Genomic DNA, 14154 nt, shown 5'->3' with positions numbered 1-14154 from the left:
TTTTAAATTTTCGCAATCAATTTTCTTTTTGGCATATTTTAAAGCATACAGGAATTTTATGTCAATTTTATTATTAATTGCCTGGCAAGGCGCAAATTTCCAAAATTGATACAAGATCACAACAATGATATCATATACACTTACACATCACTATAGATATTTCCTTACCAACTTCCATGGTGGATTCGCCTTGATTTTGTTTTTTTGGCCAGATGTGAAATCCACCGGTAATGTTGTTCCAACCGATATTCAACTCCCAATTTCCCCAAATACCGTTTTCATCGATGGCTCCTTTGTACCACACCTTATGAGTCAGATATTGTTTTGTAATATTCGCTTTAAAATGGGTAAGATCGTAATTACCCTCCCAGTGAAATGTACCCACATCGTCTATACCTGAGCCTGATACGGTCATGTCACAAAAAGTCAACTCTATATCCATTTTATGTTTTTCGGCCTCGGCCTCATAACAATAAAATCCTTCCCAAGGTCCGCTGGGAAGCAATGGATCTTTTTCAAACTCAGTCATATTTTATAAATCAATTAGGGAACAATTGTAACTTCAATATAATCAACAATTGTTAATATGGCTAAACAATACTCTTGTATATATCTTTGTACCTATTGGCAGATGCATCCCATGAGAAGTCCAAAGCCATGGCTTGTTTTACACAATGATTTTTAAACTCGGTATTGTGATAGAGATCAAAAGCTCTGCCCACAGCATGCAACATCTGCTCAAAATCCATATGATCAAACCTGATACCCACACCTCCTGATTCTGATATATCTCTGACACTATCTTTAAGGCCACCTGTAGTTCTCACTATAGGCAATGTACCATACCGCATTGAAAACATCTGATTGAGACCACAAGGCTCTACTCTCGATGGCATAAGCAAAAAGTCTGCGCCGGCATAAATCTTGTGAGACATGGCTTCGTTATACTTGAGCATGCAGGCCACATTGGAAGGATGCCTTTTAGTTGCAGTCGAGATAGCAGATTCTATACTTTTGTCACCGGTACCAAGGACAATAAAGTTGACATTCCTGTGTCTTGAAAGCCATGTATCAATAATGCCTGCTATAAACTCAGCACCTTTTTCAAGAACCAACCTCCCGATAAAAGCATATAGCGGCAAGGATGGGTCAAATCCTGCGATGGAACAAAGTACCTTCTTGTTTTCAGCTTTGAACTGTATCTCATTACCCTTAAAATGATGTTCAATCATAGGGTCAGTGGCAGGATCCCATACTTCGTTATCGATACCATTGAGGATACCACTGCACTTCCAGTATTCAGATTTGAATAAATGTTCCAGACCAAAGGAATTATACATCAATTCGTTCATATAATTGGGTGATACGGTAGTCACTCTATAAGCACATCTTACAGCAGAGCTTAGAGGATTGATCACGCCGTTCCACTCCAAAAGACCAGTTTTCCAGCTGTCAAACTGTGGCAAAAGATTTTGTTTGCTCCAACCAAATGCTCCCTGATACCTTTCATTGTGAATGGTAAAGACAGTAGGTATTTGTGATAATGACTTGAATTCATAGGCATGTTTCATCATAAAAGGGATCAATCCGGTATGATGATCATGACAATGGACGATATCAACGGCAACATTTCCATCTCGGAGCCATGTCAAAAATGCACGTTGAAACGCAATATTTCTTGCCACCTCATCTCCGAAAAAATTACCGTCCTGATCAGAATAAACGCCATATCTGTCAAATTTGGATGGAATGTGAATATTATAAAATGGGAATCCCAAAATATCATCTATAAAATATCTGACTTCAAAGTAAAGATGTTCCATCCCAAGATGAAAATGTCCCTGGTGCACTATTCGGTATAATTTACCTTCGTACCATGGCATCTCATATGCCGGTATTACGACACTTGTTTTTACTCCGGCTTTCCCCAGATATTTCGGTAGCGATCCGACAACATCTGCCAGTCCGCCTACCTTGGCCATAGGAAAACACTCGGCACTGGCAAACATCACATTCAAAGTATCAGTATGTGATGGATGTAATATCAGTTCCTCTTCTGAAGTATAAGATTCAAACATTTCTTGAGGTGTCTGATGTTGAATCTTAGATTTTTTAGCTGAAGGTTTTGATGACCCTGCTTTTGATTTACTGATTTTGATGTCATTTTCCTTTTCAGGCATTACTTTTTTAATGGATTTCTTTGTCATTTTTTTTAAATTTGTATGATTGTTCGTAACATCATTTGATTACTGGAAGGATAACTCCTGAAGTGTTAGTATTGTCATGCCAAATTTTTATCATGGCTTTTTGATAGTCACTCTCTTCCGCTTCATAAATATTGATAAACTTTTGAGGATTTCTGTCCACCAACGGAAACCAGGTACTTTGTACTTGTACCATGATGCGATGACCTTTTTTAAAAGTATGTGCGACATCAGGCAACTCAAACCTTACTTTTTCCACTTTATTTGGCACAAAAGGCACTGGCTTTTCAAAACTATTCCGATATTTGCCACGCATCACTTCACCTCTTACCAGCATCTGATAATCACCCATCGGGTAACTGTCATCACCATTCCTCCCTGAATCAAATCTAACATCTGAGTACCGAAAATCACTCGGAAATACATCTATTATTTTTACAATATAATCAGCATCAGTACTTGTCACACTCGTAAATAAATCAGCTATTACGGTTCCACCCAGTGTCATATCTTCGTTGAGTATATCAGTCTGAAATGTAAGTACATCGGGTCGTCTGGAAGCAAATCTCTGGTCATCAGTCATATAAGCATTTGTCCTTCTGAAGTGTACATCTTCTGTATATGGCACTGGTTTGGCAGGATCACTGATATACTCAGAAAAACTGTTCTTGGTCGTAGGTGCTGACCATCGAAGTTTTTCTTTTTCGTGCATATATAGTGGTGTCATTTTGACATTTTTTAGTGGCCATTCAGGGAGAAGTCTCCATTTGTTTTCACCTGTGAAAAAAATACTTGCTTCCGGCAGTCGGTCTATTTTTGCTTTTCCTTCAAGGTGGTGAATGAAAAATGGTACTTCTACCTCATTTTGATAAAACCATGAAGTATTACTGTCAAATCGGATGTTGCCCAATTGATTGCCCTCTCCCCTACTCCATTGACCATGACTCCATGGACCCATGATGATCCTGTTATTATTTTTTGATTTTTTTTCTATTGATTCGTAAGTTCGCCATGCCCCGTAACAATCTTCAGCGTCAAACAATCCACCCACTACAAGTGTAGCCGTATGAGCGGGTATGTTTTGCACAAAGTTCCTGACATTGCGGGCTTTCCACCAATCATCAAGGTCAGGATGTTTGTACAGTTCATGCCAAAAACGAATACTATCCCCAATCATTTTAGCCAGATTTTTTGTAGTCCCGGCTTCGAGATAAAACTTGTATGAATCTCTGGTTGGAAATGAAAATCCTGGTGATCCCTTGGTGGTTGGTTTTGGTCTTGGTTTTCCAAATGAAGAGTAGAATGAAAATCCATCCATCATAAAAAATGCCCCGTTGTGATGAAAATCGTCACCCATATACCAATCTGTAACAGGAGCCTGCGGGCTAGCTGCTACAAGTGCAGGATGGCCACTCAAAGCAGCCATTGTGGCATAAAATCCAGGGTAAGAAATACCAAGAACACCAACTTTTCCATTGTTATCGGGCAAATTTTTTATCAGCCATTCGATAGCATCATAGGTATCAGAAGCTTCGTCTGTTTCATGAGGTTTTTTATTTTCAATGTATGGCCTGACATCTACAAACTGGCCTTCACTCATCCACCTGCCCCTCACATCCTGAATCACTATGATATAATTGCGTCTCATATACTGTTTCCAGTGATTGTCCCAAAATGCCCTGAATTCGCTTTCTCCATACGGAGAGCATGAATATGGTGTACGATTCATCAGAATAGGATGTGGTTCACTATTGTCCTTGGGAATGTACACAGAAGTAAATAATTTCACACCGTCTCTCATGGGCACCATCATTTCTTTTTTGGTGTAGTTGTTTCTTATCCAGGCAGAATCCTGCCCATTGGTGGTTTGAGCATCTAATGCATCTACCATTAAAATGATACCAATGACCAGAACAACAATTTTTTTATACATTTTCATGAGTCTCTTGTTTAACAATTATTAAGAGTAAAGATAATGAAGTATATGAATTCATCAATAAAACTCTAAAAAAACTTTGCTGTATGGCTTATATATTAATATAAATAATTATATGTAAAGATTTAAAATGACCATCTATTTCGACCTGTGATTTTCAAGGATTTAGTAAATTTTTCTACCAGGGTTACAGCTTGATAGAACATGATAGGTTATGACAAAAGACTTCAAAATCAGCTGCAATGCAAGCACTAATTTATTATGGGCAATCTTGCCTTAAAATTACGGATATGGTCACGTTGGAGCTCTTTAACTACCTGATCATTCCATTTTTTTAAATTATTAAATTTTTTACCAGATTCAACATCTAAGGTGTAATCATTCAAAAGTTTTTTCAGTTGAACTTTGGAATTAATATAGATTTCATCAACTTCCCGCAGATCTTTTGCGTTTACCAGCTCATTATGCATTTTGCGTCTGACTATCTCCGCTAAATCAAAATAAATATTTAGGTAGATAAAATGATTTTGGATTTTATTGACAATATTGTATTGGGATTTGAAAACATCGAGAATATTTTTGGATGAATCAAAATAATTATTTAGATAGATAAATTGGTCTCCAATGATATCAACAAGATTGTAATGAGATTTGAAAACATCGAGAATCGTTTTGGATAAGATATGAAAAGTGTCGTTATACTTATTAATATCCAAGTAAAGTTGGACAAATAATTCAGAACTTCTTGTAGTTTGTAAAAGATATGATGGTTGAACAACAGCACTTTTATCCCAAAAGATATTATTAAAGTCATATAATGCCTCCATCGGATGTTTATTTTTGGTTTTTAATGAATTGATTTCATCAAAATTGAGTGTTATGCCATTCTCAGAAAATAGTTTGTACCTTTTTTTTTGCAATTCCGTAGAAGGCAATGCCTGATTTTTCATCCAAAAAGTATTATTGTAAGGCAACAATGATACTTTTCTGTAATCATTATGCAAAGGATCATATTCAAAAAAAGGTAAGATAAACAATTCATTGTCATCATACATATGAATCAGCCCATCAGTCTGAATTTTGCGAAGGGTGTTGGCCGAACTCTCTTGATTGAAACTCACATAATCAAAAGTATAATCAAAAGTTAAAAGAGTGAGTCTTGACCGGTCTTGCACATCATGAAAGTGATAGTTCATCTCAACAGCCACTTTTTCTATAGAATCTGTAATTCTTATAGGATAGAAAGGATGTGATTCTACCCGGTTAGAAACAATCTTAAGTTTCATGACTTGAAAGTCTGCTTTTCTTATCCACATTTCGCCACTGAACAGATGTAGAGAATCCTTCATTTTCATTGGCTCAAATTCCAGATGAATGATGCCATTATTTGCATCTGTCCCTGAAATGGCCCTTAAATAGAATTGTTTCCCAAGCCGATTTCTGCTTAATTCAAAGGGAGTTTTAGGGTAAAAATCGTTTTCTTTCGCAGGATTGAGTAATGTAAGCGCAAAAGTAGACCCAAGATTGACAAACATTTTTTCCATATTGTTAGTCAAAGCAATTTTACCGGCTTTTAATCTAAAGTCAGAAATATGTGCTCCTTTACATTTTATATTGTAGTACATCTGCAGCAATTCCAAATGATCGCCTTCATCTTCACTGTATAACTCCAGATATGCTTTAGAAGCAAAAGCTTCAGCTTTTCTGAGTCTTTGGCCAGCTTTAAAAACCAAATCCAAAAGCGTTTTATCATTTACTTTGATTGTCACTTCATTCAGCAGAAGTCCATCAGGCTCCAACAAAATAATTTCATTTTTCAAAATTCGGGATACAGATATTGTCTTGTCTTTGTACCCCAAATATGTAATCCTCAGACTGTCATTCATATTGGGATCGTTGATTCTGAATGCCCCTTCGGTATTTGTAATATATAAAAATTGAGTTCTTATATTTATGATATGACAATATACCAGTGGTTCCCGTGACTTACTGTCTAATACTTTTGAAGTAATAAAATTTTGGGAAAACCCAAAATGGGTCACCAATCCAAATTGTAATAAGAGAAATAAATGCCTCATTGCCACTAAAATTTTTGTTAAAGATATTCTATTATATCCAAACTTTGGTTCCTGACCTAAAAATTAAAATCCGTCTGGAAGAACCACCCTTTCTCACCAAATGAAGTGATGCCATACTGACAGGTCAAGGCAAAATTATTGAATAAAATCAAGTCCAGTGCGGGACCGTATCCATAATTGATTTTATTGGCTAAAAAATTATTACTTCCAAATACCGGATCTCTTGCATAACCATAATCCAGGTTGAACCTTCCAAACAGCTTTATATTCATCAACTTGAACTGGGCAGGAAGGTATCGTTGTGTAAGCTGAAAATTTTTATCTATTGCGAGAAATTTGATGGCATTGGAAAAAATAACAAAATCGCGACCATCCATGACGTACAATTGATAGCCTGTGATGATATCATTTTTATAACCGATGGCAGTATTTAGGAAGTATGGTATAGGGTCATCAAAGAAATTTACTTTTGCTTTGAGCCTTGTGCTTAAGATAGTATTTTTTATTACAGGCAGGTGATTTTCTAAGGCTAAGGATGCCCATAAGTTAGTTATCTCATCATTTTTCCCTATACCTTCTTTTCGTATATTGAATTCCACTGCATGACCACCTAACGGATATAAAGGATAGATACTATTGTCATACCTTACTCTGTAATCCAGTGATAAAAAACTTAATGATGACCTTCCGTTTCCAAAATATTCCGGATTTTTATCTTCAGAAACAAACTTATCCACACTGGCAGACAGCCATTCTACCTTAAAATACTGATTGGTTTTGGCACTTGTTCTGTGAGTGAGTCCTGCACTGATCTTATACTGAAAAAAAATACTTCTTTCGTCAGGGCCCTTGAGAAATACTGGTTTGCTTTCAGAAGTTTTGTAAATGATTTCACGGTTATTAGTGTAAAGAAAATTTAGAGTTGCTCCCCATTTCCCCCTCAGATAGGGATACTCATAAAGCAATTCATACTTTTGTGTATATCCCCGCTGAAATTTGAGTTTCAGCTTATCTTTGTTTCCCGTGAGATTGATATGATTGAGTGCTACCCCGTAGTTGATTCTGTCAAAGCTATAATTATGTTCGTCTTTCCATACATTAAAATTTCTGTCTGCAATCTCGAAAATAGGATAAGGATAAATATACCAGTTTTCCCTGACACTGATATCGATATTGCAACGTCCTGTATTGGTATCCCAATTTTTGATATTCAGATCAGCCATAGTAAACAAGCCAATGCTCAAAAGTCTTTTTTCATTGATATTGAGACTCGCAGATAGTTGACTGAGCTGAATGGTGTCACCTTTATTGATATCTATTTCACGAAGGATAACATGACGTTTTGTAAGTCTGTTTCCTTCCACCATCATACTGTCTATGATGACATACTCTACCTGTGCATGTGCGAACTGGAATATCGTGACTAATGCCACCAAACCGGAAAGTGACCTCTTAAAAATACTAAAGTTTGATAAAAAGACATCAGACATTGAGATATGACATCAGAGCATCGTACCTGTCTTTGAGACCATCATGATACTCCAGTTCAGAAAAAGAAGCCGCCACATCATATCCGAATCTCTCAAGAGTAGATTTAAATCCTGAGACATCCTGCCTGTTGAGTTTGAGCGTGACAACAAGTTGATTGGTGCCCGCAATATTATTTACAAAGCTGCTCAGTATGGTGATATCTTCAGATTCTGCAATTCTTGCTATCTGAGACAGAGAGTAATTTCCTTTTGAAGATTCCAGTACGATAATACTACCTGGATCAGAAAATGAAAAATGTGTAGCGAAATACTGCAACAAATCTTCCATCGTGATTACACCAAGGAAGTTTTCATCATTGTCTATGACCGGGATCATCGTAAGTTGAAACCTTCCCATCTTTGTCATCACTTCAAAAAGATGCTCATTGTCAAATGCGTAAGGTCTGAGATAAGACAACCTATAGGAGCCGATACTTTCTTTGACATTATGTATGAGTATGTCATCTTCAGAAAGTACACCCAACAGTTGTTCATGATTGACTATAGGCAAATGGCGAACATGATACACCTGCATCTGCTGAAGGGCTTCTTCGCCTGTATCAGAAGTCTGCAATGGAAACATGGTCTGAGATATGAGTTCTTTAGCTACCAAAACAGGTTCTTTTAGATGTTTTTAAAATGCCATTCTTCAAAACAACTCTATTTTTTTTCAATGATAATAGATTTACTATCCAAGATCGAAATGCTATCGATAATGTGTCTGAATAAAACAGCATGGTTGTTTAGTGTCTTAAGATTTTTTTACGCTCAAATATAAACTCTTCTTCTGACAAAATACCTTTTTTTCTCAGTTCCGAAAGTTTATTTATCTGAGAGAGTAATTTATCATCCATTTCTTCGGCCTCCACATGAACGGGTTCTTTATCTTTATGAAATTCCCCAGCTTCAGTTTTGAAAGGGTTTGCTCTGAACCCACCACTCCTGAATGATTCGAATTCGGGTTGTATGCGTACATACGCGAGATCGTCATGACTAAGTATACGCTCTACATCTTTCAATCCGTATTGCACAGCCTTACTAAGGTGATGATATGCCAGAGACTTCTTTTCAGTAAGTGAGTAGGCACAAGCTATATTAAAATGCAGGCTTACATCATTGGGAGCTATCTCCAGTCCTTTTCTAAAATCTAAAATGGCATCTTCGAGATCAAAATCTTTATATTTTTTGATACCGCTGTTTTTATAAGGATTTGCCCTAAGTGAGGTGACAGGATTATTCTGGCTTGTTGGTCTGCTTTTGGATGGAGCCATCTGTTCGTACTTTTCCATCTGTGCTTCACGGCGTGCTTCCAAAGGACCACGTCCCACAGGAATATAACCCCTATTGAATCTTCTGTCAAACTCCTGATCCGGCATATTCAATAATTTGATACCTTCCATCACTCCAGCTATCAAAGAGATAGGAATTCCAATATTGATAGAAACTATAAGGAGTATCATAAAACCAATAAAACCACCTGTTTTGCCCAAATACAGCTTATGTCCACCCATAAAGCCTGTAAAAAATGCCAGCAAAGCTGCGGTGAGCTTATTTTTTGGTGCCATACTATATATCTATATTTTTTGATCAATAAATTTTACAAGTCAATACAGCGATATCATCAGTAATATCCATTTCTCCTCTGAAACGATTTATTTCGGATAAAAGTTTCTTATTGAAGGATTCGGGATCTAATTTATGGTGTTTGTCTAAAAAATTTTCCAAAATAATATCACTAAAAAATTCTTCTTTCTGGTTCTTAAGATCTGTCAATCCATCTGTAAACGATACAATCATGGCATCTGGTTGCAACTCTATCATTTCTTCTTTGATATTTTTGAGTTTTTCAAAAGCACCAATAAACGTGCATCCCTTATTGAGCCTGGTCAATTCTCCGTTCATCTTGAGTAAAGGTGGATAGTGCCCTGCATTCACATATTTCAATGTTTTCTTTTTTAGATCTATTTCTGCCACAAAGAACGTGATATATCTCTCACTTTTGGTAATTCTATAGACAGACTGATTCAAAGCAAAGACAAAAGTCTCCAAATCCCGGTATTGGAAAATTAATGATTGGATTGTTGCCTGAAAATTAGCCATCAATAATGCAGCTGCGACACCCTTGCCGGATATGTCTGCAATACAAAACGCAAATCTGTCTTTATCAAACCTGATGAAGTCCAGATAATCACCACCAATGTTGAAGTGAGGCTTATAAATTTTTGAAAAGGCAAATGCTTTTTCTACCGGTAGGTGTTCAGGAATGAGCATTTGCTGCACTTGTGAAGCCAACTCCATCTCTCTGCGGTACCTCTCCTGTTCGAGTTGTTTTTTGAAAAGTCTCTTGTTTTCGATAGCTACTGCTATGATATTGGTAATCGTAGTGATAAACTGTATTTTGTTATACAGATCTTCCTTGTCCTTGATACCGCCGATGATGGAGTATGCTATAGGAACCTCCTTGTGAAAAACAGGGATGACAATATCAAAACCTTGCAATTGGATGTGCTCATCTTTTTTGATGGTATACAATCGTTTGTGATGCAGCAAAAGAGCAATGATTTCTTCTTTACCCTTTCTGTTAAAGTTGATGGATGTCGTGCACTCCCACCCCTGATCTTCAATGACAAAAAGAGCCATTTTTTCTATCCCCATCTCCCAGCTCAAAAAAGACTTGTACATATTGAACAAACCATCTGCAGATACATTATCATTGATAGCCTGAGTGATAGTCAATAATGATTTTATCTGAAGCTGCTTAAGACTCAGTTCCTTTTCCAATTTTTCCAGTATCACCAATTCACGATTCATAAAGCAAACTTACACATTTTTTTACTCAAGGAAAAATGTATGATAGACAAAATCAATAATTAAATTATTGTTAACTAATGATGATCTGAAAATCAAAGGCAGATAACATAAAAGACTATTTAACTTCAATATAAACATGAAAGTAAATAATATTTAAATACAAATCAACAATTCAGCTATTTAATAATATTTTATTCACAAAAACAAGTATAAATGTAGATAATATCTAAATAATATGACTTTTCCGTAAATATTGTTAATAATATCGTCTTCTCTGACGTAACTTTGCAGCTTCTTTTTGAAAATCATATCAAAATCAATTAAAGCTAATAAGTATGTGTGGAATTGTAGCGATCTTTAATATCAAGGAATCCAATGAAAAAATGAGGACTCAGGCCATCAATATGGCTAAAAAAGTGAGGCATCGTGGTCCTGACTGGTCAGGAATTTACTGTAGTGATCACACTATCCTGGCACATGAAAGGTTAGCCATCGTAGATCCACAATCCGGTGGTCAGCCTTTATATACAGAAGATGGAAAAATCGTCCTTGCGGTCAATGGTGAAATTTACAATCATAATGACATCAGGACAAAGTATGATGGGAAATACCCTTTTCTTACAAAATCTGATTGCGAAGTCATACTTGCATTGTACAGAGATAAAGGACCCAATTTTATTGAAGAATTAAATGGAATTTTTGGATTTGCCTTATATGATATAGAAAAAGATATCTTTTTGGTTGCGAGAGACCATATGGGTATCATACCACTCTATCACGGATGGGATGAATTCGGTCAGTATTATGTAGCATCCGAACTCAAAGCTTTGGAAGGTGTGTGCAACAAAATCGAAGTTTTCCCTCCGGGTCATTACTACTACTCCCCGGACGGTGCACCAAAAAAATGGTACACACGTGACTGGATGGATTATGAAAATGTAAAAAATAACAAAACAGATATCGCTGCATTGCGCCAAGGTCTTGAAGACGCTGTGCACAGACAACTGATGAGTGATGTACCTTATGGCGTTTTACTCTCTGGCGGATTGGATTCTTCCATAATTTCTGCCGTGGCAAAAAAATTTGCATCCAAAAGAATAGAGACACAAGATAAATCTGAAGCCTGGTACCCTCAACTTCATTCCTTTGCCGTTGGTTTGAAAGGTGCACCTGACCTTATTGCCGCGAGAAAAGTGGCTGATCATATAGGGTCCATTCATCATGAAATACATTTTACCATTCAAGAAGGTCTTGATGCCATAAGGGATGTGGTTTATCATCTTGAAACTTACGATATCACTACCATTCGGGCTTCCACACCGATGTTTCTCATGGCTCGTGTGATCAAGTCTATGGGTATCAAAATGGTGTTAAGTGGTGAAGGCAGTGATGAAATCTTCGGAGGTTATCTTTATTTTCACAAAGCACCAAATGCAAAAGCATTGCATGAAGAAACTGTCAGAAAATTGGACAAACTACATCTGTATGATAATCTTCGAGCCAACAAATCCCTCGCTGCATGGGGAGTTGAAGGGCGTGTCCCATTCCTTGATAAGGAGTTTATGGATATAGCAATGAGGATCAATCCAGAAGATAAACTTCCCGGAAATGGAAGGATTGAAAAATGGGTCTTAAGAAAAGCATTTGAAGATATGTTGCCTGAAAGTATCGCGTGGAGACAAAAAGAGCAATTCAGTGATGGTGTTGGGTACAATTGGATAGATACACTCAAGGACTTAGTACAGAAAAGTGTCACTGACGAACAATTGGCCACAGCTGCATTTAAGTTCCCTGACCAAACCCCTTCATCAAAAGAAGAGTATTACTACAGAAGTATATTTGAGTCTCATTTTCCATCCAGATCCGCCGCTTTATGTGTACCTTCAGTTCCATCTGTGGCATGCAGTTCTCCGGTCGCATTGGAGTGGGATGCAGCTTTCAAAAACATGAACGATCCTTCAGGACGGGCCGTAAAAGATGTGCACACTATGACATAAAGATCAAAGAAATCGCAACAAAAAAAAGTAAAATTGGGTACTAAAACGTACCCTAAAATCAGAAAGGCACCATTTTTTGGTGCCTTTCTGATGTATATGTCATCGATTTCAATCAAATTAACCTGCCGGGCTTTCACCTACATACCCTATAAATAAAATCGTATTGGTTTTTATATTTCTTATCACCAGATAAAAAGGTTTATCAAAGACCAAAGGTGGAGGTACAGAAGTGATTCCAAACCCGATGGCTGTCACTGCAGCACCTTCAGCCCCTTTTTCATCTGCTTCTAACACAGCCTTATGTATCACCTGATTGATAAATATATTTCTTGAAGCTGTACCCATTGCTTTAAAATCAGCCAGATTTTCGTTGAACGCTTCTTTCATACCCAGTGACTTTAATGTTGGAATCAGATCAGTTTGGTAAACCAACTTGATTTTAGGAAAAGAAAGTAAAGCCCGTTCATATTTTAAGCCACTTAAGAGCTCTGAATAGATGTTTGGAGTAAGTTTAATCACAGGTCCTGCATTACTTTGTATTACAAGACTCATACTATATGTAGAATCCTTGAATGGTATATCGGCAATAATAAATCCCGATTTTACAGCATGGGTTACACTTCTGTCTCCGCTTACAAAGTCTTGTTGTATTGTAGTACCGTCTGCTCTTTTAAAACTCTTTTTTGATGTCATTGCCGGGTCAAATCCTATAGACCAGTCCGCTTTAAAATGCAGCGCATTGATCAAAAATGCCACGTCCAAAGGAGTAATCTTCTCCAAAATCTTATCTATCTTATTTTTGGTTTGTGTTTTTACCCAAGCATTGATATTATCCAGACTTTGTTTTTCATTGTTAAAATTTTCATCTTTAAACGTACATCCAAAATCATTCTGAAGAGTTTTGACAAATGTTTCTTTCAGAGCAATCCTGGATTTGTCATAAAAATAGCCGTTTGTAATAGTTATCGTGGGATGTCCACTTTGTTTGGTCAGATATGCGGTGAGATTCTTGTGTTGCTGATTGATACTATTAACATCACAGCCGCTACAATACATCATTTTGAGCATTTCATTGAGTGTATTTCCTCCTGCTCCGTTATTGGCCATTGAGAGTGCCGTTTGGATACTGTAAGGCGATATCAGGACATTTTTTTGCGGTTTAGATGAAGTTTCACTTTCAAAAAGATCCCAGGCCATTTTATTATTGATAGCTGCGATAGACGAAATATCTTCTAGCTTGATTATTGGATCATTGTTGTCCGTACCATTATTATCTGAGCAAGCAACTAGCATTGCAAGTCCTAAAAATAAAAACCCAAATTTTAAACTTTTCATGACGCTACATTTTAAAAGATAAAGTCATACATTAAAACACTATTAAAGACTGTAGAGTTTCTCCAAAAGGTTGGTAAATTCCGAAAATATTTTTTAGTTTTGATATTTATTTGTTTGTTTTTCTTAGAGAATGTTTAAATTTTTATGTTTGAGCGAAAGTGAAAAAATTTATTTTTGGACAATGCATATTTTGCAGTCGTAGCAGGTCAAGACGATTTTTAAAAAAATGTCTTGATCGGGACAGAAACGTCCCGAAAGCTCAAG

General features: G+C 36.7%; 10 protein-coding genes. 1 reads left to right on the top strand and 9 read right to left on the bottom strand.

The window, feature by feature from the left end; all coding sequences use genetic code 11:
* Positions 1 to 130 precede the first annotated feature (130 nt).
* The 8 genes from IPK35_08105 to IPK35_08070 all read right to left on the bottom strand — a co-directional run bounded on the left by IPK35_08105 (position 131) and on the right by IPK35_08070 (position 10558).
* Positions 131 to 529, bottom strand: a complete 399-nt coding sequence (locus IPK35_08105; protein ID MBK8053218.1) for a hypothetical protein — start codon at positions 527 to 529, stop codon at positions 131 to 133.
* Positions 530 to 590: 61 nt separating this feature from the next.
* Positions 591 to 2207, bottom strand: a complete 1617-nt coding sequence (locus IPK35_08100; GenBank protein MBK8053217.1) for a glycogen synthase — start codon at positions 2205 to 2207, stop codon at positions 591 to 593.
* Between the two features lie 31 nt (positions 2208 to 2238).
* Positions 2239 to 4137 (bottom strand): CocE/NonD family hydrolase, encoded by a 1899-nt coding sequence (locus tag IPK35_08095; GenBank protein MBK8053216.1) that lies wholly within the window; start codon positions 4135 to 4137, stop codon positions 2239 to 2241.
* Positions 4138 to 4391: 254 nt separating this feature from the next.
* A complete protein-coding gene (locus IPK35_08090; protein MBK8053215.1) occupies positions 4392 to 6218 on the bottom strand; it encodes a carboxypeptidase-like regulatory domain-containing protein in 1827 nt (608 codons plus the stop codon).
* Between the two features lie 56 nt (positions 6219 to 6274).
* The gene (locus tag IPK35_08085; protein MBK8053214.1) at positions 6275 to 7708 is read right to left on the bottom strand and encodes a hypothetical protein; all 1434 of its coding nucleotides are present in this window, start codon (positions 7706 to 7708) and stop codon (positions 6275 to 6277) included.
* Complete coding sequence (locus tag IPK35_08080; protein MBK8053213.1) at positions 7701 to 8360, bottom strand: CBS domain-containing protein; 660 nt, start codon at positions 8358 to 8360, stop codon at positions 7701 to 7703. Before IPK35_08080 ends, IPK35_08085 begins: the two co-directional genes overlap by 8 nt.
* Before the next feature lie 130 nt (positions 8361 to 8490).
* Complete coding sequence (locus IPK35_08075; GenBank protein MBK8053212.1) at positions 8491 to 9312, bottom strand: NINE protein; 822 nt, start codon at positions 9310 to 9312, stop codon at positions 8491 to 8493.
* Between the two features lie 22 nt (positions 9313 to 9334).
* Positions 9335 to 10558 carry a SpoIIE family protein phosphatase gene (locus tag IPK35_08070; GenBank protein ID MBK8053211.1) on the bottom strand — a complete coding sequence of 408 codons (1224 nt, stop codon included), beginning with the start codon at positions 10556 to 10558 and terminating at the stop codon, positions 9335 to 9337.
* Positions 10559 to 10893: 335 nt separating this feature from the next.
* On the opposite strand from IPK35_08070, the gene asnB reads away from it, so the two are divergent.
* On the top strand, positions 10894 to 12555 hold the full coding sequence (asnB, locus tag IPK35_08065) for an asparagine synthase B (GenBank protein MBK8053210.1): 1662 nt from the start codon (positions 10894 to 10896) through the stop codon (positions 12553 to 12555).
* Positions 12556 to 12672: 117 nt separating this feature from the next.
* Here the strand turns inward: asnB and IPK35_08060 are convergent, their stop codons facing one another.
* Positions 12673 to 13890, bottom strand: coding sequence for a serpin family protein (locus IPK35_08060; GenBank protein MBK8053209.1), 1218 nt, complete (start codon positions 13888 to 13890; stop codon positions 12673 to 12675).
* Between the last annotated feature and the right edge of the window lie 264 nt (positions 13891 to 14154).

This window comes from Saprospiraceae bacterium (genome assembly GCA_016713025.1).
Classification (GTDB): Bacteria; Bacteroidota; Bacteroidia; order Chitinophagales; family Saprospiraceae; genus OLB9.
This window is presented reverse-complemented; position numbering and strand designations above follow the sequence as displayed.